This window comes from Conchiformibius kuhniae DSM 17694 (assembly GCF_000428785.1).
GTDB classification, from domain to species: domain Bacteria; phylum Pseudomonadota; class Gammaproteobacteria; order Burkholderiales; family Neisseriaceae; genus Conchiformibius; species Conchiformibius kuhniae.
This window is the reverse complement of record NZ_AUAP01000001.1, coordinates 260,670-282,310: the sequence shown is the minus strand read 5'-3', so window position 1 is coordinate 282,310 and position 21,641 is coordinate 260,670. Positions and strand designations below refer to the sequence as shown.

Annotated in this window: 21 protein-coding genes and 1 other RNA gene; 9 read left to right on the top strand and 13 right to left on the bottom strand. The window is 58.4% G+C overall.

Annotation, left to right across the window (positions count from 1 at the left end; all coding sequences use genetic code 11):
* Nucleotides 1-238: 238 nt before the first annotated feature.
* From rpoH to G392_RS12945, 4 genes are all read right to left on the bottom strand, one after another.
* Nucleotides 239-1,099, bottom strand: coding sequence for an RNA polymerase sigma factor RpoH (rpoH, locus tag G392_RS0101460; RefSeq protein ID WP_027008790.1), 861 nt, complete (start codon nucleotides 1,097-1,099; stop codon nucleotides 239-241).
* Nucleotides 1,100-1,250: 151 nt separating this feature from the next.
* Nucleotides 1,251-4,646: a transcription-repair coupling factor gene (gene mfd, locus G392_RS0101455; RefSeq protein ID WP_027008789.1), complete on the bottom strand. Its 3,396-nt coding sequence runs from the start codon at nucleotides 4,644-4,646 to the stop codon at nucleotides 1,251-1,253.
* Nucleotides 4,647-4,843: 197 nt separating this feature from the next.
* Complete coding sequence (locus tag G392_RS11780) at nucleotides 4,844-5,311, bottom strand: type IV pilin protein (protein WP_245571901.1); 468 nt, start codon at nucleotides 5,309-5,311, stop codon at nucleotides 4,844-4,846.
* A gap of 94 nt (nucleotides 5,312-5,405) precedes the next feature.
* Nucleotides 5,406-5,993 carry a prepilin-type N-terminal cleavage/methylation domain-containing protein gene (locus G392_RS12945; RefSeq protein ID WP_051255504.1) on the bottom strand — a complete coding sequence of 196 codons (588 nt, stop codon included), beginning with the start codon at nucleotides 5,991-5,993 and terminating at the stop codon, nucleotides 5,406-5,408.
* A gap of 239 nt (nucleotides 5,994-6,232) precedes the next feature.
* Between G392_RS12945 and rpsF the strand changes: the two genes are divergently transcribed.
* Genes rpsF through rplI form a run of 4 tightly spaced genes read left to right on the top strand, consistent with a single transcriptional unit; the run spans nucleotide 6,233 to nucleotide 7,622 of the window.
* The gene (rpsF, locus tag G392_RS0101435) at nucleotides 6,233-6,619 is read left to right on the top strand and encodes a 30S ribosomal protein S6 (protein WP_027008787.1); all 387 of its coding nucleotides are present in this window, start codon (nucleotides 6,233-6,235) and stop codon (nucleotides 6,617-6,619) included.
* 2 nt (nucleotides 6,620-6,621) lie between these two features.
* Entirely contained in the window at nucleotides 6,622-6,921 is a 300-nt protein-coding gene (priB, locus tag G392_RS0101430) for a primosomal replication protein N (RefSeq protein WP_027008786.1), read from the top strand.
* 2 nt (nucleotides 6,922-6,923) lie between these two features.
* Nucleotides 6,924-7,154 carry a 30S ribosomal protein S18 gene (gene rpsR / locus G392_RS0101425; protein ID WP_027008785.1) on the top strand — a complete coding sequence of 77 codons (231 nt, stop codon included), beginning with the start codon at nucleotides 6,924-6,926 and terminating at the stop codon, nucleotides 7,152-7,154.
* Between the two features lie 15 nt (nucleotides 7,155-7,169).
* Nucleotides 7,170-7,622 (top strand): 50S ribosomal protein L9, encoded by a 453-nt coding sequence (gene rplI, locus G392_RS0101420; RefSeq protein ID WP_027008784.1) that lies wholly within the window; start codon nucleotides 7,170-7,172, stop codon nucleotides 7,620-7,622.
* 70 nt (nucleotides 7,623-7,692) lie between these two features.
* Here the strand turns inward: rplI and G392_RS0101415 are convergent, their stop codons facing one another.
* The 6 genes from G392_RS0101415 to G392_RS0101390 all read right to left on the bottom strand — a co-directional run bounded on the left by G392_RS0101415 (nucleotide 7,693) and on the right by G392_RS0101390 (nucleotide 14,970).
* Nucleotides 7,693-9,711, bottom strand: coding sequence for a UvrD-helicase domain-containing protein (locus tag G392_RS0101415; RefSeq protein ID WP_034334131.1), 2,019 nt, complete (start codon nucleotides 9,709-9,711; stop codon nucleotides 7,693-7,695).
* A 2-nt stretch (nucleotides 9,712-9,713) separates the two neighbouring features.
* Nucleotides 9,714-10,481, bottom strand: a complete 768-nt coding sequence (locus tag G392_RS0101410; protein ID WP_027008782.1) for a ferredoxin--NADP reductase — start codon at nucleotides 10,479-10,481, stop codon at nucleotides 9,714-9,716.
* 67 nt (nucleotides 10,482-10,548) lie between these two features.
* On the bottom strand, nucleotides 10,549-11,745 hold the full coding sequence (locus tag G392_RS0101405; RefSeq protein ID WP_027008781.1) for a heme biosynthesis HemY N-terminal domain-containing protein: 1,197 nt from the start codon (nucleotides 11,743-11,745) through the stop codon (nucleotides 10,549-10,551).
* 18 nt (nucleotides 11,746-11,763) lie between these two features.
* Nucleotides 11,764-13,572, bottom strand: a complete 1,809-nt coding sequence (locus G392_RS11765; RefSeq protein WP_084165886.1) for a uroporphyrinogen-III C-methyltransferase — start codon at nucleotides 13,570-13,572, stop codon at nucleotides 11,764-11,766.
* 169 nt (nucleotides 13,573-13,741) lie between these two features.
* Nucleotides 13,742-14,467, bottom strand: coding sequence for a uroporphyrinogen-III synthase (locus G392_RS0101395; protein WP_034334129.1), 726 nt, complete (start codon nucleotides 14,465-14,467; stop codon nucleotides 13,742-13,744).
* Nucleotides 14,464-14,970 (bottom strand): DUF1841 family protein, encoded by a 507-nt coding sequence (locus tag G392_RS0101390; protein WP_027008779.1) that lies wholly within the window; start codon nucleotides 14,968-14,970, stop codon nucleotides 14,464-14,466. The genes G392_RS0101395 and G392_RS0101390 overlap by 4 nt, the downstream gene beginning before the upstream one ends.
* Nucleotides 14,971-15,061: 91 nt before the next feature.
* Here G392_RS0101390 and ssrA point away from each other — a divergent pair.
* The 3 genes from ssrA to G392_RS0101380 all read left to right on the top strand — a co-directional run bounded on the left by ssrA (nucleotide 15,062) and on the right by G392_RS0101380 (nucleotide 16,589).
* Nucleotides 15,062-15,424, top strand: a transfer-messenger RNA (tmRNA) gene (gene ssrA / locus G392_RS13200).
* A 122-nt stretch (nucleotides 15,425-15,546) separates the two neighbouring features.
* Nucleotides 15,547-16,206 (top strand): protein-L-isoaspartate O-methyltransferase family protein, encoded by a 660-nt coding sequence (locus tag G392_RS0101385; protein ID WP_027008778.1) that lies wholly within the window; start codon nucleotides 15,547-15,549, stop codon nucleotides 16,204-16,206.
* Nucleotides 16,207-16,268: 62 nt separating this feature from the next.
* Nucleotides 16,269-16,589 carry a rhodanese-like domain-containing protein gene (locus G392_RS0101380; protein ID WP_027008777.1) on the top strand — a complete coding sequence of 107 codons (321 nt, stop codon included), beginning with the start codon at nucleotides 16,269-16,271 and terminating at the stop codon, nucleotides 16,587-16,589.
* Here the strand turns inward: G392_RS0101380 and G392_RS0101375 are convergent.
* The 3 genes from G392_RS0101375 to G392_RS0101365 form a co-directional block, all read right to left on the bottom strand.
* Nucleotides 16,586-17,137, bottom strand: a complete 552-nt coding sequence (locus G392_RS0101375) for an RNA pyrophosphohydrolase (RefSeq protein ID WP_027008776.1) — start codon at nucleotides 17,135-17,137, stop codon at nucleotides 16,586-16,588. The two genes, G392_RS0101380 and G392_RS0101375, sit on opposite strands and share 4 nt — an antisense overlap.
* Before the next feature lie 63 nt (nucleotides 17,138-17,200).
* Complete coding sequence (locus G392_RS0101370) at nucleotides 17,201-17,398, bottom strand: DUF2788 domain-containing protein (protein WP_027008775.1); 198 nt, start codon at nucleotides 17,396-17,398, stop codon at nucleotides 17,201-17,203.
* Nucleotides 17,391-18,581 carry an O-succinylhomoserine sulfhydrylase gene (locus G392_RS0101365; RefSeq protein ID WP_027008774.1) on the bottom strand — a complete coding sequence of 397 codons (1,191 nt, stop codon included), beginning with the start codon at nucleotides 18,579-18,581 and terminating at the stop codon, nucleotides 17,391-17,393. The genes G392_RS0101370 and G392_RS0101365 overlap by 8 nt, the downstream gene beginning before the upstream one ends.
* 120 nt (nucleotides 18,582-18,701) lie before the next feature.
* On the opposite strand from G392_RS0101365, the gene G392_RS0101360 reads away from it, so the two are divergent.
* On the top strand, nucleotides 18,702-19,574 hold the full coding sequence (locus G392_RS0101360) for a lysophospholipid acyltransferase family protein (protein WP_027008773.1): 873 nt from the start codon (nucleotides 18,702-18,704) through the stop codon (nucleotides 19,572-19,574).
* On the top strand, nucleotides 19,571-21,502 hold the full coding sequence (locus G392_RS0101355; RefSeq protein ID WP_027008772.1) for an ATP-binding cassette domain-containing protein: 1,932 nt from the start codon (nucleotides 19,571-19,573) through the stop codon (nucleotides 21,500-21,502). The genes G392_RS0101360 and G392_RS0101355 overlap by 4 nt, the downstream gene beginning before the upstream one ends.
* The last annotated feature ends 139 nt before the right edge of the window (nucleotides 21,503-21,641 follow it).

Here is a 21,641-nt window from a genome sequence, read left to right as displayed (position 1 = left end):
GTATGTTGCGGTGGAAAAACAGCCCTTGCGTGTGCCACCGCCGCCGTCTGCGCATCAAGACCGGACAAACGGATAACACACCCGAACAGGCGCAGCCATTATACCGTTGCCGCAAACGGCGGTTCAATAGCCAGCCCGCCGCTTCCGCGCTGAAACAGGCATTTTTAAAATAAACATACCGTCATGCCCGCTTCTGCGGCAATGACGGTATGTTTGGCTTGAGCTGATATTCGGTTTTTCAAACGTTTTCCGCTTCATGCGCCAAAAAGCCGCGCAATTTCTGCATCGCCTTCGCCTCAATCTGGCGGATGCGCTCTGCCGACACCCCGTATTCCGCCGCCAACTCGTGCAGCGTCAGCCCGCCGTCGTCCTGCAACCAGCGTGTTTCCACAATGCGGCGGCTGCGCGCGTCCAACTGCGCCAACGCCTGTTGCAAGCCTTCGGTTTGCAAAGCGTAATGCGCCTGACGGGCAAGCTGCTGCTCCGGTTCGCTGCCGTGGTCGGCAAGCCAATCAATCGGCGCAAAACCGTTGTCATCGTCATCGCCGTTGTCGGCAAGCAAACCGATATCGCGGCCGGTCATGCGCTGCTCCATCTCCAGCACTTCGGAAAGTTTCACGCCCAAATCATCGGCGATGTCCTGCGCTTCTTTGGGCGAAAGCGCGTTCAGGCTTTTGCGCATGCTGCGCAGATTGAAAAACAGCTTGCGCTGGGGCTTGGTGGTGGCCACGCGCACCAAACGCCAATTACGCAAAATAAATTCGTGGATTTCCGCCTTAATCCAATGCACAGCAAACGAAAACAGCCGCGCCCCGCGTGCGGGCTGGAAGCGTTTGACCGCTTTCATCAGTCCGATATTGCCTTCCTGAATCAAATCGGCTTGGTTCAATCCGTAGCCGTCATAGCCCCGTGCAATCGACACCACCACACGCAAATGCGACAAAATCAATTGCTTGGCGGCTTCCAAGTCGCCCTTGAGCTGACGCTCCGCCAAAGCGCTTTCTTCTTCGGCGGTGAGCATCGGAATATTGTTTACGGTGTGGATGTATTGGTCGAGACTGCCGTGTCCGCTCGGCACGGGCAATGTGATGGCTGACATGTTTCTTCCTTCTTGGTGTATTGTTCTTGTTTTTGGGTTAAGCGGGTAATTATACCATTTTTTGCAAAAAAAGGCTTGCTTTGCGCGTAAAGTTGTGTTATCGCCACAATCAAGCCCCAGCCCCTTGAAAGTTTGGCACAAACTTCGGACATCATGCCTGCAAACGCCGCAGCAGCGTTTTCACGGCTTCAATCCGTTTGGCGGCATCGTCTGTCGGCGTGTCCATACGCAGGCGCGTGCCGCCGTCCAGCAGGCGGTAATGCTTGCCCGACTGCACCAGCGCAATCAGCGCGGCGGGCGACACTTTCGGTTCGCTGCCGAACACCAGCGTAACGGCGTGCGCGGTCGCGTCCACCGTGGCGATGCCCAAATTGTGCGCCGCCAAACGGATGCGGTGGCTGTCCAGCAGGGTGCGCACGGGCGGGTGCGCGTCCGCCAAGCCGAAACGGTCGATGAGTTCTTCGTGAATGTCGTTGATTTGTTTCTCGGTTTCGGCGGCGGCAAGGCGTTTGTACAACACCAGCCGTTCATGCACGTCGGGGCAATAATCTTCAGGCAGCAGCGCGGGCGCGTGCAATTTCACTTCGGTGCTGCCGCGCAAAGGCGCGTCCAAATCGGGCACGCGCCCTTTTTTCAGGTCGCGCACGGCTTGTTTGAGCATTTCGGTGTAGAGCGTCAAGCCCACCTGCACCATTTCGCCGCTCTGCCCTTCGCCCAAAATTTCGCCCGCGCCGCGAATTTCCAAGTCCTGCATCGCCAAGCCGAAACCCGCGCCCAATTCGTCCGCCGCCGCCAGCGCGTCCAAACGTTTTTCCGCGTCCCTGCCGACCGCTTCGGGGGTGAGCAGGTAGGCATACGCCTGATGGTGGCTGCGTCCCACGCGCCCGCGCAGTTGGTGCAGTTGGGCGATGCCGAATTTGTCGGCGCGGTTGATGATGATGGTGTTGGCGTTGGGAATGTCAATGCCGGTTTCAATGATGGTGGAACAGAGTAAGACGTTGAATTGCTGTTGCAAAAATCCGCGCATACGCTGTTCCAGTTCGCGTTCGCGCAGTTGCCCGTGCGCCACGCCGATGCGGGCTTCAGGCAGCAGCGTTTCCAATGTTTCTCGCATATTTTCAATGGTTTCCACTTCGTTGTGCAGAAAAAACACTTGTCCGCCGCGCTTGAGTTCGCGCAACACGGCTTCGCGGATACCGGCTTCGCTGAACGGTTTGACAAAGGTTTTGACGGCAAGGCGGCGGCTGGGGGCGGTGGCAATCAGGGAAAAATCGCGCAAGCCGTCCAATGCCATGCTCAAGGTGCGCGGAATGGGGGTGGCGGTGAGGGTGAGCAAATCCACGTTGCTGCGCAGTTGTTTGAGCTGTTCTTTTTGGCGCACGCCGAAGCGGTGTTCTTCGTCAATAATCACCAAGCCCAAGTTTTTAAAGGCGATGCCGTCTTGCAAGAGTTTGTGCGTGCCGATAACGATGTCCACCGTGCCGTCTGCCATGCCCGCCAGCGTGGTTTGGGTGTCGCGGCTGTTGTTGAAGCGGGACAGCGCGCCGATTTTGACGGGAAAGTCGGCAAAACGTCCGGCGAAGTTTTTGGCGTGCTGTTCCACCAGCAAAGTCGTGGGGGCAAGCACGGCGACTTGCCGTCCGCCCATCACGGCGGCAAAGGCGGCGCGTAACGCCACTTCGGTTTTGCCGAAGCCGACATCGCCGCACACCAGCCTGTCCATCGGTTTGCTGTGCGCCAAGTCGCGCAACACGGCGGCGATGGCGGCGGCTTGGTCTTCGGTTTCTTCGTAGCCGAAGCCGTCCGCAAAGGCTTGGTAGCTTTGTTCGTCCCATTCGCAGGACAGGCCTTCGCGGGCGGCGCGGCGGGCGTACAAATCCAGCAATTCGGCGGCGGTGTCGCGGGCTTGTTCAGCGGCTTTGCGTTTGGCTTTGCTCCAAGCGGCGTGTCCGAGTTTGTGCAGGGAAACGTTGTCGCGGTTGCCGCCGGCGTAGCGGCTAATCAGGTGCAGTTGCGACACGGGAACGTAAAGTTGTGCGCCGCCCGCGTATTCCAGCAGCATCATTTCGCTGCCGCCCTCGCCGAAGTCCATATTCGCCAAGCCCGCGTAACGTCCGATGCCGTGTTCCTGATGGACAACGGGGTCGCCGACATTGATTTCCGCCAAATCGCGCAGGGCGGCATCGGACACGGCGGCGTGTTTGCGGCGGCGTTGGGCGTGGTGCGGGGCGCGGGCGACGTGGGGATAGAGTTCGGTTTCGGTAATCACGGCGATGCCGTGTTCAGGCAGCCTGAAACCTTCGCCAAGCGGCGCGGCCGCCAGCATCAGGGGCGCATCGCTGCGCAAAAAGCCATCCCAACCGGCGGCGGCGCGGGCGTGCAAACCGTGTTGGGCGAAAAACGCGCTCATGGTTTCGCGCCGTCCCAAGCTGTCGGCGCACACCAGCACGCGTCCGTCAAAGTCGCGGCAAAAATCCGCCAATGCCGACAAAGGCGTTTTGGACTGACGGTTTACGGCAATTTCGGGCAGATTGTGGCGGGCATCGGGCGCGGTACGCACTTGCGCCAAGGTTTTCAGGCAGCCTGCGAAACGGTCGGCGTTGAGCCACAAATGCTGCGGCGGCAAGGGCGGATAAGACGCATCGCCGCCCGCCAAACGGAAACGCGCGTTCACCTCCGCCCAAAAGCGTTCCGCGCAGGCGTGGACATCGGCGGCGCACACCGCCAGCGCGTCCGCGCCCGCATAGTCAAACAAAGTCGCGCAGTCTTCCTCAAAAAACAAAGGCAGATAATATTCCGCGCCCGCGCCGAATTGTCCTTTGGAAACCGCGTTATACACCACCGCAGCAGACGGGTCGCCCTCAATTTCCTCACGAAAACGGCGGCGGAAAATGTCGGGCGCGTCCGTTGGAAACTCGTGCGCGGGCAGCAAACGCACTTCGTCCGCCGCCGCCAAACTGCGCTGGCTGTCGGGGTCAAAACGGCGAATCGTGTCCAACTCGTCGCCAAACCATTCCAAACGGTAGGGCGCATCGCCGCCCATCGGAAACACGTCCGTTATCCCGCCGCGCACGGCAAACTCGCCCGCGCCCAACACGCTGTCCGCCGCGTGATAGCCCGCTTCCACCAAATTCGCCCGCAAAACGTGCGGCGGCAGCGTCATGCCGCGCCGCAAATGAAACGTCCGCGCCAGCAAAAATTTCATCGGCGGCAGCTTCTGCATCGCCGTCGCCACCGGCACGAACACCGCGTCCGCCAAGCCGTTTTTCAACTGCCACAACACCGACAAACGCTCCGACACCAAATCCTGATGCGGCGAAAAGCGTTCATACGGCAGCGTTTCCCAGTCGGGAAAAAACAAGGCGTTGTCCTGCGGACGGAAAAACCGCCACGCCTCGTGCAAACGGCGGGCTTGGGCGTTGTCGGCGGTCAGAACGATTTTGACCCTGCCTTCGGGCAGATTCTGCGCCAAAACATAGGGCAAACTGCCCGCAGACACCTCCCGCCACACACTTTTTTGCGCGGGCTTGGGCAAAGGATAAACCACACCACTCATCAAAATTCCTTTTCGCGACAACACGCCCAAGTCGCGTCATCAATTAACCGAGAAAACACAGCACCGTCATTCCCGCGCAGGCGGGAATCCAAAAAGCATCGTGCAGTGGATTCCCGCCTGCGCGGGAATGACGGGATTTTTTTATATTACACTGATTTTCAGTAGAAAAATTTAAATAATGACACGCCCTACTGCGCCACACAGCCACTGTCGCCGCTTTGATTGTTCGGATTGGAAAAATAGCCCGCATCATCGCAACGGCTGCGGCTGCGTTCGCACACGCGCCAACGCCCGTCCTGACTCACCACCAGCACACGCGGTTCGCGGTCGCGGTCAAACGCCACCGCTTTCATGGTGTAGCTGTCGTCATATTTATTGGTGGAAGCGGGGTTGCCCTGCATGCGGATGCAAAAATGCTTGGTCTGCGCCACAGGCAAATCCGCCCATTCGCGGCGGTTTTTCTTAAACGAAAAACGCTGCATATAATGCTGTTCCAAATGGCGCATGTTCAGCATCATCGCCTGTTGCGCCTCATACAGCCGCGCCCGCCGCACATAGGCTTCCACCCCCGGATACGCCGCCACCGCCAGCACCGACAATATCAGCAACACCACCAACAATTCCGACAACACAAACCCGCGCATCTTTCCTGCCACTTCTCATTCCACGGTCAAACTGCGCCCCATTATAGCGGAAAGCAAAAAAACGCATAACGGCAACAGCCGTTATGCGCTCGCCGCTACGGGCAAATCACAAAGGCGTGCAATCCGCACGCTGCTGCGAAGCGGCGCTTTGCGTGGCAATGCGCATGCCTTCGCGCGTGCATTTGACAAACGATGCGCTGCGGGAGAAATACACCAAATAAATTTCCTGATTTTCCAGCTCGCTGCTGCTGAACGCCCCGCGATGGACTTTGTTGTTCGGCACGGCGGATATCAGATAGTTGTCGGTATCCGAGTTGCCCCCCGCGCCCGCCACGGGGCTGATGTCGATTTCATAGTAGCCCGTGTGCGCGTTGCCTTTGATGTCGGGGGTGAAACGCGGCGGCAGCACCGGCCCCACAGCCGCAATCGTGTCTTGGTTGCCCGATTTGTCGGCACACTCCGGCACGTTGCGCGTGCCGCAAATCAGCGTGCTGTGCCGCGCATAAAAGCGTTCGAGGTTTTGCACGTTGCGCAACATCGTCTCGCGCGCGCTTTCCATCCGCCCCATCAGCACGAATTTGCGGTATGCCGGATAGGCAAGCATCGCCAATATCGCCAAAATGGCAATGGTTACCATCAATTCAATCAAAGTAAAACCGCCCTGCCGGCGTTTTTTATGCATTAATTTTTCCATATTACGATTCCTTTCTGCGCTGCGCCGCCGCCCTGCCCCGTTCCGGCCGCCCTATCCGCTTATTATACGCAAAAAACATGCCAATGCCGATTGCCCGCCGCCGCAACGGGCGCACCTGCCGCATTCTCCCCACAAAGCTTGCCCGCCGCCGCCCGTTTGCGCTATAATCGCCCGCTTTTGCAACCCTTGCCTTCGCGCACGCATGGCCGAAGGCTGTTTTCAAACCGCAAGGAGCGAACATGCGCCATTATGAAATCGTGTTTATCGTTCACCCCGACCAAAGCGAGCAAGTGCCCGCGATGGTGGAACGCTACAAAACACTGATTAACGACAATCAGGGCAAAATCCACCGCCTTGAAGACTGGGGTCGCCGCCAATTGGCTTATCCCATCAACAAAATCCACAAAGCGCACTATGTGCTGATGAACGTGGAAACCACCCCCGCCGTCATCGAAGAGCTGGAAACCGGCTTCCGCTTCAACGATGCCGTGCTGCGCCACCTCACCATTCAAACCAAGCACGCCGTTACCGAGCCGTCGCCGATGATGAAAGAGGAAAAATCCAAAAACCTGTTGGACAACGGCAGCAGCGAAGCACCCGCAGAAACCCCCGCCGAAGCCGCATAACATTGGAAAACCGTTTCCGTCTCGGCGCGATGCTCGCGCAGGTCGCCCCTTTGCGCCACAGCCCTGCGGGGATTCCCGTTTTGGAGGTGGTGCTGACACACGAATCGTGGCAGCATGAAAACGGCGCAAGATACTTGGCAAAATTCACCCTGCCCGCAAAAATCATCGGCACGGACGCAACGGCATGGCAGCACAGGCAAGGCACGCGCGTACGCGTTGGCGGCTTTTTGGTACAAAGCGGACGCAACAATCCGCGCCCGATGCTGCATATACAGGACATTCAAGAAGACAAGGTTGAATAATCATGGCACGACAAACCTTCAAACGCAGAAAATTCTGCCGTTTTACCGCCGAAAAAATCCAAGAAGTGGATTACAAAAACGTTGATTTGCTGAAAGACTTCATCACCGAAAACGGCAAAATCATTCCCGCCCGCATCACCGGCACCAAAGCGCACTACCAACGCCAGTTGGCGGTTGCTGTCAAACGCGCCCGCTTTCTGGCATTGCTGCCCTACACCGACCAACACAAATAATCGGGAGACTTCATTATGCAAATCATCCTGTTGGAACGCATTGCCGCTTTGGGCAACTTGGGCGATGTGGTAACCGTGAAAAACGGTTATGCCCGCAACTTTCTGATTCCGCAAGGCAAAGCCAAACGCGCCACCGCCGAAAACCTGAAAGAGTTTGAAGCGCGCCGCGCCGAGTGGGAAGCCAAACAAGCCGCCGTTTTGGCAGACGCGCAAGCGCGTAAGGAAAAATTGGACGGTCAAACCATCACCATCGCGCAAAAAGCGGGGGTGGACGGCCGTTTGTTCGGTTCGGTAACCAACGCCGACATCGCCGAAGCCGTACGCGCTTTCGGTGTGGAAGCCGCCAAAGCCAATGTGCGCTTGCCCGAAGGCCCGTTCAAAGCCGTTGGCGAATACGAGGTGGAAGTGGCATTGCACAGTGAAGCCGTTGCGGTGATTACCGTTGCGGTGGTGGCTGCTGCCGAATAAGCCTGACACGCCAAACGCCCATCCGTATGATGCTCCCGCAAAGCCTTGCCGGTTTTGCGGGATTTTGCATTTATGTCCGGTGTTTGTTGGCGGCGATTTTTTGTTCCAACGCTGCCAGCATGCCGCTCAAACGCGCTTTGCCTTCTGCTTTGCTAATCGCCGGTTCGCCGCCTTTTCGCCCGAACCATTGCAATTCGCTTTGCGGCAGTTCGCCGATAAAGCGGCTCGGTTCGGGAAACAGCCATTCGCCGCGATGCTTGCGCTTCACGCAATACAAAATCGTCAAATGGCGTTTGGCGCGGGTAATGCCCACATACATCAGCCGGCGTTCTTCATCGATGCGCCCTTCATCGATGCTGTCGGCATGGGGAAAGATGCCTTCTTCGCAGCCTGCCAAAAACACGTTTTCGTATTCCAAGCCTTTGGCAGCGTGCAGGGTGGAAAGGCGCACGGCATCGTGTTCTTCTTCGTTTTTGCCGTCCAGCAGGGTCATCAAGGCGATGGTTTGCGCCAGCTCGAGCAGGTTTTTGCCGTCTTCCGCGCCTTTTCGCGCCAGCCAGTCTGCCAAGTCGCAAACGTTGCGCCAACGGTTTTCGGCGGCGCGCGGGCTGTCTGCCTGACGGTAGAGATAATCCTGATAGGCGATGTCACGCAGCAAATCGCTGATGACCGTGCCGGCGTCTTCACGGGCGGCGCGGTGGCGGTAGCGGCGCAACAATTCGGCAAAACCCGCCACCGCCCGCATACTTTTGCCCGCCGCATCTGCCCAAATGTGGTGCGCCATCTCCGCCGCCGCCGACAAGCTGCACGCGTGCTCGTCCGCATAAGCATTCAACTTGCCCAGCGCCGCCGCGCCGATGCCGCACTTCGGCGCGGTGGCGGCGCGTAAAAACGCGGGATTGTCATCAGGGTTTGCCAACACCCGCACATACGCCAACACATCTTTGATTTCCGCCTTGTCAAAAAAGCTCTGCCCGCCCGACACCCGATACGGAATCCGTGCCGCCCGCAACGCCTCTTCAAACAAACGCGCCTGATGGTTGCCGCGATACAGCACCGCACAATCGGCATAACGCCCTTTTTCCCCGCGCGTGAGCTTGTAGAGCGAAATCTGCTGCGCCGCATAATCCGCTTCGTGCTGCGCGTTTTGACACGCCACCACCCGCACCGCATCGCCCTCGCCCAATTGCGACCACAGCGTTTTGGCAAACAGCTTCGGATTATTGGCAATCAGCCCGTTTGCCAAACGCAAAATCCGCGCCGTAGAACGGTAATTCTGCTCCAGCTTGATGATTTTCAACTGCGGATAATCCTGCTGCAAACGGCACAAATTTTCCATGTCTGCCCCGCGCCACGCATAAATGCTCTGGTCATCGTCGCCCACCACCGTAAACATGCCTTCCGCCCCGCTCAACAGGCGCATCAGCAAATATTGGCACGTATTGGTGTCTTGGCATTCGTCCACCAGCAAATAGCGCAAACGCTGCTGCCACTTCACCCGCAATTCGGACGATTGTTGCAGCAAACACACGGGCAAACGGATTAAATCGTCAAAATCCACTGCCTGATACTGCTGCAAAACCGCTTGATAATCCGCGTAAATTTGCGCCGTTTGCACCTGCCAGCCGTCTTGCGCCGATGCCGATGCCTGCTCGGGGTCAATCAGCGCGTTTTTCCAGCGCGAAATCTGCTGTTGGGTGCGAAACAGGCTTTCCCGTCCGCCGCCGTCCGACAATTCGGCAATGATGCTGCCACTGTCGGACGCGTCCAAAATGGAAAAATCGCGCTTGTAGCCCGCATGACGCGCCTCCTCGCGCAACAGGCGCATGCCGAAAGCGTGAAAAGTGGACACGCTCAAGCCTTTGCTTTGCTTGCCTTTTAACAAGGCGGAAACGCGCTCGCGCATTTCCGTTGCCGCTTTATTGGTAAAGGTAATCGCGGCGATGCTGTGCGGCGCATAGCCCGCACGGGTAATCATGTAGGCGATTTTTTCGCTGATGACGCGGGTTTTGCCACTGCCCGCCCCCGCCAGCACAAACAGGGGCCCGCCCAAATAGTGTACGGCTTCAAGCTGTTGCGGATTGAGCATGGTCAAAACCCGTTTTCCATCATGATGTGTCCGGGCTGGCGGTTGCGGTGCATGGCAAATCCCGCGTCCAACAGGGCTTGAAAGGTGTCGCGCACCATGGCGGGGTTGCCGCAAATCATGAAGCGGCTGCGTTCGCGGTCGAAATCCAAACCGAATGCCTGTGCCAGTTGTCCGTTTGCCACCGCTTCGGGCAAGCGCGTGTGCAGGGCGGTGCCGTCCCGTTCGCGGGTGGCAACGGGCAGGAAACGCAGTTTGGCATATTCGTCTCCCACCAAGGGGTGTTCGGCAAGCGCGGCAATCCAATCGTTGAAAATCAATTCGTTGTGATAGGAAACCGAATGTGCCAATGCCAATGTGTCGAAGCGTTGCCAGATTTCGGGCTGTTGCAAAATGCTCAAAAACGGGGCAATGCCCGAGCCTGTGGACAGCATGACGAGTTCCGCGCCGTCGCTAAAGCGTTCGGGCAGGAAGAAGCCTTGTGCGGTTTTGTCCAGCAGCAGGGTGTCGCCCGCTTGCAGCCGTGCCAAGTGTGCGGACATGGGCCCGCCGTCAATCAGGACGACAAAGTATTCGAGGGTGTCGGCGTATTCGGCGGAGATGACGGAATACGCCCGCCACAAAAACCCCGCGCCTTCGCGCACGCCCAAGCGGGAAAATTGTCCGGCAGCAAAGCGGTAGCTTTCGGGGCGGCTGATGGCGAAGGTGAGGTGTTTGGGGCTGTGGCGTTTGACCCACAAGACGGTTTGTTCGGTGAATTTTTCTTGCTGCATGATGTGTTTTGTCCTTGCAAATAAAAAACGGATTGGCATCCGCCAATCCGTGTGCGCCGTTGGTGTGTCATTCGGCGGCAATGTTGCCCAATACCAAGCGGCGTTGTTCGTCTGCCAAGGCGGGGGTGTTGATTTCGTCAAACACTTTTGCCAGTGCCAAACGTGCCTGCACGCTCGGTTCGAGTGCGATGCTGGCTTCAAAGTAGCTTTGTGCTTTGCCCCAAAGTTGTTTGTTGTACGCCAGTTCACCCAAGTACATGAGCAGGTGGGCGTCTTCGGGGCGGTTTTTGAGCCAGCCTTCGGCGGTTTCGATGGCTTTGCGCTGTTCGGCATCGCCCAAGTAGCGCACGCAGCGCGACAGTACGGGCAGCAACCCTTGATGGTGGGTGTGCGGGTAGTAGCTGTTAATCCACGCAACGGCATCGGCATACAGTCCGAGTTTTTCATGCTGCTCGGCAGCCGGCACGCACAACGCGCCGGCTTTTTGGGCGTTGGGAATGCGTTTGAGCGCGGCTTTGAGTTCGGCGGCGTTGCCGGCTTGGGCAATCAGTCGGGCAAATGCGGTGTTGCGGCGGCGCAGGGCTTCGGCTTCGCTGATGCCGCCGGCTTTTTGCAGACGGTCGGTTTTGTCCAGAATGTCGGCGGCATCGCCTTGTTCTTCCGCCAAACGCAGTTGCAGTTGCAGCAGGGCGTTGAGGTTGCGTTCGATGTTTTCGGCGGCTTTGAGGTTGGCGGCGGCGTCTTGGTGTTTGCCCGATGCCAATGCGTTTTCCGCGCCGAGCAGGTAGCGCGGCAATTGGGCTTTGGGCGGCAGGTTTTCCGCCATTTGTGCCAAGTAGCGGTTCATTTGGGCGGTGTTGCCGTTGTGGTGGGCGGCTTGTGCGCCAATCATCAGTGCCAAAATGCGGTTGTCGCCCGCGTGTTTGTTGGCAAGCACTTTGGCGGCTTCGTGGGCGGCTTTGTCGTAACGCCCTTCAAAATACGCCACGCCCGCGTGGTTGAGTGCTTCCACGGCTTTGCGGTATTTGCGGGTGCTGCCGAAACGTCCGATTTTGCCCGGCGTGGCGAGCATGCCGAACAGCAGTTTGACCAAGAAATACAGCGCACAAACGCCCAATACCAAGCCTACGGCGAACAGGTGCAGATTCATGCGGATGAGCATTTGCTCCACCTGAATGTACACATTGCCCGAATAGGAATGCGCGGCAACGGCGACCACCATCGCCGTGCCAAACAAAACAATAATCCAAATTAAGCCTTGCATGCTTAATGTCTCCTTCAATTAGGGTTGCGCAGCGTCGCCCGCAGGGGCTTCTGTTTTGGCGGCGCGGCGGCTCGGGCTGCCCGCTTCATCGCGTTTTTTCGGACGCGCTTGGGCTTGGGCGCGGGCTTCGCGGCGTTGTTCGCGCTCCTCACGCTTGGCAGCAGCTTCACGCTCGCGGCGGCGGCGTTCTTTGTGTTCGGCACGGGCGCGTTCGCGGCGTTTGCGGGCTTCTGCCTCGCGTTGTGCTTTATTGTCTGCCGCTTCCTTGGCTTCATCCCGCCCCGCCGCCGCTTTGACGGCGGCGGCGGCAGCAACGGCGGCGGCTGCGGGCGCGGCGGCTTTCAATACTTCTGCGGATTCCGATTTCACCGGCTCGGCGCTTGCCGATTCAGCAGACGCCGTCAAGACGGCTGCGGGCGCGGTCAAACCCAACGCACGCTGCTTACCGGTTTGCGGCTTTCCCAAGCTGTCTGCCTTTTTCTCGGCAGGCACGGACGCTTCCCCGCCTGATGATGCTTCAGACGCTGCCGGCACCACCTTCGCCGCCCCGTCCGTTTCCTGTGGCGGCGCGGCTGTCGCGGCAGACGAAGCCGCAGATACCTCCCGCACCTGCGAAGCTGCTTGCGGACGCGCTTCCGCAGCCTGCTCCGCCACCGCCATCGCCGCACCCAACACCACCGCCGGCAACTCCTCCACAGGTTTCAAATTCACCGGAACCGCCGTGCGGGTCTTATTCTGATAATCACGCACCGCCGCCAAGCTGTCTTTCAACACATCATCGGAAACAATGCTCAAATTTTGCGCGTTCAACTGCGCCAAATCGTCCAGCCACTTTTTCGTGGTCGGCGCGGCGGTGTCGAAATACGTTTTCACCGCCCCTTCCACTTCCGCCAACTGGTTTTTATAAGATTCCCCGTTGTGCTGCATCAGTGCCAAACGCGCATCAAGCAGGCGCAAACGCAGGTTGGCGCGGACGAAATACACCTGCTCGGGCGACAACAGCATCGCATCGTTGCTGTCGAGCTTGCGGATTTCCACCATGCCGTGCAGCAGGTTCACCGTTTTGTTCCACGCCCGCGTCCAAAAATCCGCCGATTCGGCAACGGGCGCGGCGGGCGCGTTTTGCGCCTGCAAAGTGTTGTCCACCAGCAAAGGCAGTCCCGCCACCGCTTTTTCCAAAGCGTCCAGCTTCAGCACCATGCCCGAAATGTCGGCATACGCGCCCGCATTTTGCTTCAGCACCGCCAAATCCTGACTCACGGCGCGTTTGATGGGCAGCAGCTCCGCCTGCTCGAAACGGCTCAAACGCTGCTCGATGGTTTCCAGCACGCCCACCGCCACCGGCACGTTGCCCGACAGCACCAACTGCTGCGCCGCCAGATTCAAGGTTACTTCGATTTCGTCCACCAGCCAGTTCACACGCCCTTTGAGCAGCTCCTGATAGGCGCGTTGGATGTCTGCCAAATGCTTGCGGTTTTCGCGCTGACCCACGTCCAACTGCCCCACCAGCGTGTTGATTTTCTGCTGCTCGTCCAACGACGATGCCAGCTTGCGGGCGTTTTCGCTTTCGCCCAATGCGGCTTTGTCCAGCTCCTGATGGACTTTGATTTCCTGCATCCGGAAAATGTTTTGCCCCTGCACAAACAAAAAGCCGCTCGCGCCCAAAGCCATTACGGAAAGTGCCAACGCGCCCGTTGCCAAGCCGCGACCGTTGTTGTGTTTGCGTTCGATGATAATCGGCTGGCTGAAGTTGGGCTGGGGGGCGGGATTTTGTCCGCCTTGCACCGGCACATCGGCAGCGTTTTCGGGTATTTGTTTTTCCGACATAGTGTTTTTTACCTTAAAATTTTCAGTGAATGCCGCCGCTTTGCACGCAAAGCGCAGGCAATTGAGGTCATTGGTTTTTGACACAAGGCGGCACCTGACGGACGCACGCGCCCATTATACCGCCCCGAATTGTCGGGACTCAACCGCCCCGCCCCGACCAAACGGCAAATTATACATGATTCGTTCCGGTGTTGGGCAGCATCAGCGCATGCGCCAAGTCCGCCGCCACCGCCGTCCGCGCCACCCCCAAATCTGCCGCCGCCCGCGCAATGCGCGGGTGATGGGTCAAATAAAACAAAGACTTTAATTTTTGTTCATGGCAGGCAGGCACTTGGGCAAACAACATCTGCGCGGCTTGGGCAGACGTCAGCCACGCACGGCACGGCGCGAAGCGTGCCAACGCGCTCCAATCGGGCGGGTGCGGCACACGGCGGTAGATTTCGGCAAAATCCACGCGCAAACCGCGTCCGCGCAAATATTGCGCCAACAGGTTGCGCCCGCCTGCGCCGCGCACAATCAACACGCGGCCGTTGTCGGGCAGCCTGTCCCACACCGGCAATGCCATCGCCGCTTCGCTGTCTTTGCCGTTTTCGGGATAAAAAATGTTTTCCGCGCCCGCCGTTTGCAATGCCCGTGCCGTTGCCGCGCCCACCGCAACGTGTTTCAGGCTGCCTGAAAACGCCAAAGTGTGCCGCGCCGTTTCCACCGCCGAAGGGCTGACCCAAAACAGCGCGTGCGCCCGCGCCGCCTGTTCCGGCAGGCGTGCCAACGCCGCCGCATCGGGGCGCAAAGCCATCGGCGCAAACGGCACGCCGCGCCAGCCCGCCGCCGCGCACACCGCTAAATCGTCCGCCAAACGCGCTTCGGGGCGCACCAGCAACACGGCGGGTTTCACGCGTCTTCCCGTGCGCTGATGCGGTCGGAAAGCGGCACTTCGTGCGGATTGAGTCGCGCCTCGTCTTCCTGACCCAAGCCGACCAAACGGCGCAGGCGCGTCATATAGGCGTTTACATCTAAACCGCGCCCGAAGCGTTGCGCTTCCCACACGGTTTCGGCGAGCGCGTCCATCATTTCGTGTTCCGCTTTCACCCAATCGCCGTGTTTGGCGCACAAAGTTTCGTGAATGGCGCGAATACCGGGCGGCTGGTCAATCGCAGCCTGCTCCTGTAGGGAAAGGTGCAGCGACAAATGCAAAAACGGATTGGTTTCGCCTTGTTCGGGCGTCCACGTGTAATCCAGATAATGTTCTATATTTTCAAGATAATGGGCGTATTCGGGGTGGGCGGTGAGAATGCGGAGGGCTTTTTGCTGCAAAGCGTCCAGCGCGTGCGGCGCGGCGCGTTGCTGCCACACGGCGGCAAAAAAACGGCGCACGTCCTGCGTATTGACGTTGTACATAAGGCGGGCGTTGTGGATAAAAAACGCCGATTATAGCGCAAATACCTTGCCAACTGCCCAAACAAGGCGTAGAATGACCAATTCCTTATCTGGGGGCGTCCTTGGTTTCGACGGGGGTTGCGAAGCAGATGCGGGCATACCGGGGTCTCAGAAGCCCGTTAAACACTGAACGAAAATAGTCGCAAACGACGAAACTTACGCTCTGGCAGCTTAAGCCAAGCCGTTGCAACAGTCGGTCAATGGGCTGTGCGGCGCAAGCCGCGGCAACGTCATTTTTCATTGACTGGTTTCCTGTCGGGTTACTTGGCAGGGGATAAGATTTTAGGTAACTGGTTTCCCGCGAGCCTGCCGGTCGGCGCAACGGAAATAAGACACCCAAATCGACACGGCTAAGTATGTAGAACGCTTTGTAGAGGACTTTCGGACGGGGGTTCGATTCCCCCCGCCTCCACCAAACACACAAAATCAGCCTGCGGGCTGATTTTTTGTTTCCCGCACCGGCACGCGCCGTATGGCAAACACAGGTCATTGACTATATAATCCCCATACCACACAAACCCGATTTTGGAGCCGAATATGGACTTTGAACAAGCCCGTTTCAATATGGTCGAACAACAAATCCGCCCATGGAACGTTCTCGATTTTGACGTGCTGGACGCCGTTGCCGACATTCCGCGCGAAGCCTTTGTCATGGACGCGCAACGCGGCTACGCCTACAGCGACCTGCCTTTGGTACTGCCCAACGGCGGCTATATGCTCGAGCCGAAAATCGTTGCCCGCATGATTCAGGGCTTGGCATTGAAAAAAACCGACAATGTGTTGGAAGTCGGCACGGGTTCGGGCTACGCCACCGCCATTTTGGCATCGCTGGCAGGACAGGTGCAAACCTTCGACACCGACAGCACCCAGTTGCACACCGCCAAAGCGGTACTCGACCGCTTGGATTTCCACAACATCCGCTACGAACACGGCGACGGCTTTGCCGAATGCCACAGCCACGACCGCTACGATGCCGTGTACATCGGTGGCGGACTGCCCGCCGTGCCGGAAAACCTGAAAGCCCGACTCAACGACGGCGGGCGCATGGTGGTGATTGCCGGCAAAGCCCCCGTACAGCATTGCCTGCTGATTACCCGCCAAGGCGATGAATTTGCCCAAACCGTGTTGTTCGACACGCTGGTTACGGGCTTGGACGCCAAATCCGTTCCCGCACAAAGTGCCAAATTCAAGTTTTAACCACACACTGCGGCAGAACCGGACCTGTTTCTGCCGCAGCACTGTTTCGGACAACGCCCCTCATGATTCAAGCCATCAGCCCCGCGCAACTGCAAGCCCTGTTGCGCGAACGCCCCGACACCGTCCTGCTGGACGTGCGCGAAGACGATGAAGTCGCCCTGTGCGCCCTGCCCGGACACCGCCACATTCCCATGAACCTGATTCCCCTGCGCCACAACGAATTGCCCGATGATGTGCCGATTGTGCTGTATTGCCACCACGGCATCCGCAGCCTGAACAGTGCGCGTTATCTGGCAGAGGCGGGCTTTGACGATTTGTACAATTTGAGCGGGGGCATCGATGCGTGGGCAAGGGACATCGACCCCGAAATGGCGCGTTATTAGGGCGTGCCGCCTCCCTGCGCCCGCGCCCGTTTGCGTTCTTCCAATATGCGCCCGTGGTATTCGCCCATGCTTTCCAAGTTGCGTATCAGTGATGACAATTCGGTCAGGGCTTTTTGGTATACGTTGCGTTTGAAATCGACCACTTCGTCAATCGGCGCCCAGTAGGCGTGCCAACACCAGCCGTCAAATTCGGGCGGGCTGCCCGCGTGCAGGCAGATGTCGCTGTCGCTGCCGGTAAAGCGCAGCAGAAACCAGATTTGTTTTTGTCCGCGATAGCTGCCGCGCCATTCGCGCCGCACCCAGTGGTTCGGTACGTCGTAGCGCAGCCAGTCGCGGGTGCGCCCCAGTACTTTGACGTGTCGGGGCAGCAGTCCGGTTTCTTCGGTGAGTTCGCGGTACATCGCCGTTTCGGGGCTTTCGCCCGGTTTGATGCCGCCCTGCGGAAACTGCCATGCGGGTTCGCGGATGCGTTTTGCCCAAAATACCTGATTGTGTTGGTTGAGCAGTATGATTCCGACATTCGGGCGGTAGCCGTGGCGGTCGAGCATGGTGGTTTCCTGTGCAAATCGGTGTCGGCGGCGATTGTCCCACACTTCGCAGCCGATGCACAATCAGGCAAACCAGCCGACCAAGACGTTTTTGAACAAAAATCCGGCAATGCCCAAGCCCAATACCAAAAATAAGATGAACATGCCCAGTTTGCCCACTTTGGCTTTTCTGCCCAAATCCCAGATGATGAAGAACAAAAAGCCAATCAAAACGGTCAGGCAGACTTTCAGGGCGATGGCGGCAAATTCGGCTTCAGACATTTGATGCTCCCAATGTGTCGAGGGCTTGTGCCAAGTCGTCAATCAAGTCATCAAGGTGTTCCAATCCCGCCGAAATCCGCAACAAGCCGTCCGTGATGCCTGCCGCCAGTTTGTCGTCCGCGCTCATGCGCCCGTGTGTGGTCGTCCAAGGGTGGGTGATGGTGGAGCGCACGTCGCCGAAATTGGCGGTTTTGGAAAACAGTTTCACCGCGTCAATCACGCGCCACGCGGCTGCCTGACCGCCCGCCACTTCAAACGCCAGCACCATGCCGCCCGCGCTTTGCTGTTTGGCAATCAAATCTGCCTGCGGGTGTTCGGGCAAACCGGCGTAATACACTTTTTGCACTTGCGGCTGCGTTTGCAGCCATTGCGCCAACTTCAGGGCGTGGGCGGACTGTTGCGCCACGCGCAGCGACAGGGTTTCCAAGCCGCCGAGCAGTTGCCAAGCGTTGAACGGCGACAGGCTCAAGCCCGCCGAATTGACATACAGGGCAATTTGTTGGATTAAATCGGTTTTGCCGCACACCACGCCACCGAGTACACGCCCTTGTCCGTCCATCGCTTTGGTGGCGGACTGCACCGACAAATCCGCGCCGAAATCAAGCGGATGCTGAATCGCGGGCGAACAAAAGCAGTTGTCCACCGCCAGCAATGCGCCGGCATCACGGGCGATTTGCGCCAACGCCGCCAAATCCGCCACTTCGCCCAAGGGGTTGGACGGGGTTTCGAGAAACAGCATTTTGGTGTTGGGGCGCACGGCTTCGCGCCATGCTTGCAGGTCGGTTTGCGCAACAAAGGTAATTTCAATGCCGAAACGGGCAATGTGTCCGCTTAACAAGCCCGCAGTGGTGCCGAACAGGCTTTGGCTGCTGATGAGGTGGTCGCCCGCGCTCAAAAAGGTGAGCAGGGCTGCCTGAATCGCCGCCATGCCGGTGGCGGTGGCAATGGCGGCTTCGGCGTGTTCCAAAGCCGCCACGCGCTGCTGAAATGCGGCAACGGTGGGATTGGCGGTGCGCGAGTAGGTGTAGCCTGCTTTGGTTTTGGCAAACAGTGCCGCGCCGTCCGCCGCGCTGTCAAACATAAAGCTGCTGGTGAGAAACAGGGCTTGGTGGTGTTCGTTATACTCGGTTTGCGATTTGCCGCCGCGAATGGCGAGGGTTTGCGGGTGCAGGGGTCGGGTCATGGCGTTTCCTTTGCTGTGGACGCGAAAAACGGGATTGTGCGCTTTTTGTGCGGCGGTTTCAATCGTTGCGTTGCCGTGCTGTGTTAAAATCGTTTTCTTTTGTGGGTGCCATACCGTTTTATGCTTGCCTGTGTGTTCAAATTGTTGGCGCGACTGCCCTTGCCGGTGTTGCACCGCTTGGGCGACGGCTTGGGGACGGCGGCGTTTTACCTGCTGCCCGCCACGCGCCGCCGTGTCCGCAGGCATTTGCAGATTGCGGATTTGCCCGCCCGTGCGGCAGACGTGCGCCAAGTGTTGCGCGAAACGGCAAAAAGCGGGCTGGAGCTGCCCTTGGCGTTTTACCGCCCCACCGGCGCAATCCGCAGCCTGTTTGTGCAAACGCACGGCTGGGAACACATCGAAACGGCATTGCACACGGGCAAAGGGCTGTTGCTGCTCACCCCGCATCTGGGCAGCTACGATTTGGCGGGGCGCTACATCAGCGAGCGTTTGCCGCACCCGCTCACCGCACTGTACAAACCGCCGAAAATCAAATGGCTGGACGACATCATGCAGCAAGGACGGCAACGCGGCAACGGGCGCACCGCCCCCGCATCGGCACAGGGCGTGAAACAAATCGTCAAAGCCCTGCGCGGCGGCGAAAGCACCATCGTGCTGCCCGACCACGTTCCCGACCCGCACGAAGGCGGCGGCGTGTGGGCAGACTTTTTCGGCACGCCCGCCTACACCGCCACCCTTGCCGCCAAGCTGGCGCAAGTCAAAAACGTACAAACCCTGTTTTTTTGCGGCGAACGCCTGCCCTGCGGACAAGGCTTCGCGCTGCACATCGAGCCGGCGCAGGGCGCACCTGCGGGCAAGCCCGCCGATGATGCCCTGTGGCTCAACCGCAATTTGGAACGCCTGATACGCCGCTTCCCCCAACAATACCTGTTTGCCTACAACCGCTACAAACACCCCGCCGGCGCACCGCCGCCGCCACACGAAGCCCCATGAGTACCATACTTTCCCTAGAAAACGCCTGCTTCGCCGCCGGACACGTCCCCCTGCTCGACCACGCCGCTTTCCAACTGGAAGCCGGCGAAAAAGTCGGGCTGATTGGGCGCAACGGCGCAGGCAAATCCACCCTGTTGAAAATCTTGGCAAACGTGCAAAAGCCCGATGACGGACGCCTGATTGTGCAAAACGGGCTGACCACCGTTTACGTGCCGCAGGAAAGCGAATTTGACCCGCAACAAAGCGTGTTTGACGCCGTGTCCGCCGGTTTGGGCGCATTGCGCGACACCCTGCGCCGTTATCATCAGATTTCGCACGCGCTGGCGCAAGACCACGAAAATCCCGAATTAAACCAACAGCTCAACGACCTGCAAAACCAAATTGAAGCGCAAAACGGCTGGCAGGCCGATGCCGCCGTGCGCCAAACCATCGCCGAACTCGGTTTGCCCGAACACGCCGCCCTGTCCGAACTTTCCGGCGGACAGAAAAAACGCGTGGCATTGGCGCAAGCGTGGGTGCAAAAGCCCGACATTCTGCTGCTGGACGAACCCACCAACCATCTGGACATTGACGCGATTATTTGGCTGGAAAGCCTGCTCGCCCAGTTTTCAGGCAGCCTCGTTCTGATTACGCACGACCGCCGTTTTCTCGACAACACCGTTTCCCGCATCGTGGAATTGGACAGAGGCGTGTTGCGTTCCTACGCGGGCAATTTCGCCAAATACAGCGAGAAAAAAGCGCAGGAATTGGCGGTGGAAGCCGAACACAACCGCCTGTTTGACAAATTCCACGCCCAAGAAGAAGCGTGGATTCGCAAAGGCATTGAAGCGCGGCGCACCCGCAACGAAGGGCGCGTGCGCCGTTTGGAAGAATTGCGCCGCCAACGCGCCGCCCGCCGCGAACGGCAGGGGCAAGTGTCGTTCAAGCTGGACGCGGGCGAAAAAAGCGGCAAAATCATCGCCGAATTGGAACACGCCTCCTTTGCCTACGGCGACCGCGTGATTATGGACAAATTTTCCGCCGTGATTCAGCGCGGCGACAAAATCGGCTTAATCGGCGCCAACGGTGTGGGCAAGACCACGTTTTTAAAATTGATTTTGGGCGAATTGCAGCCCACTTTCGGACGAATACGCATCGGCAGCAAGCAGGAAGTGGCGTATTTTGACCAGTTCCGCAGCGCACTGAACGACAACGATACCGTGTTTGACACGCTCGGTCAGGGCAACGACTATGTGGAAGTGGGCGGCAAACGCCGTCATATTATGGGTTATCTGGCGGATTTTCTGTTTCCGCCGGCGCGGGCGCACAGCCCCGTTTCCTCGCTGTCGGGCGGCGAGCGCAACCGCCTGTTGTTGGCAAAATTGTTTACCCGTCCCGCCAACATCTTGATTTTGGACGAACCCACCAACGATTTGGACATCGATACGCAGGAATTGTTGGAAGAATTGTTGCGCGATTATGCGGGCACGGTGTTTTTGGTGTCGCACGACCGTATGTTTTTGGACAATGTGGTTACGCAAAGCATCGTGTTTGACGGCAAGGGCAGCGTGCGCGAATACATCGGCGGTTATCAGGATTATGCGGACGCGCACCGCCGCGAACGCGAGCTGGCGGCCGCAGCCGCGCCCAAACCCGCTGCCGCCGCCGCGCCGGAAAAAGCCGCCAAACCGAAAAACCGCAGCGTGAAATTATCGTTTAAAGAACAACGCGAATTGGACGCGCTGCCTGAAGGCATCGCCGCTTTGGAAGCCGAACAAAACGCGCTGAATGCCCAATTGTCCGACCCCGATATTTTCAAGGATTACGAACGCGCCGCCAAGCTGCAAAACCGTGCGGCGGAAATTGAAAACGAATTGCTGGCGTGTTTGGAACGTTGGGAATATTTGGAAAACAAACAAGCGGGCAAAGATGCCCAGAGCGTGTCATAAATTAAACTTTTATTATAAATCAGCATAATACAACAATGCCGTCATTCCCGCGCAGGCGGGAATCCACTACCCGATGTTTGTGAAGCGATGCTTTATCCATGCTTTTTGAAATTTGTTTTGGATTCCCGCCTGCGCGGGA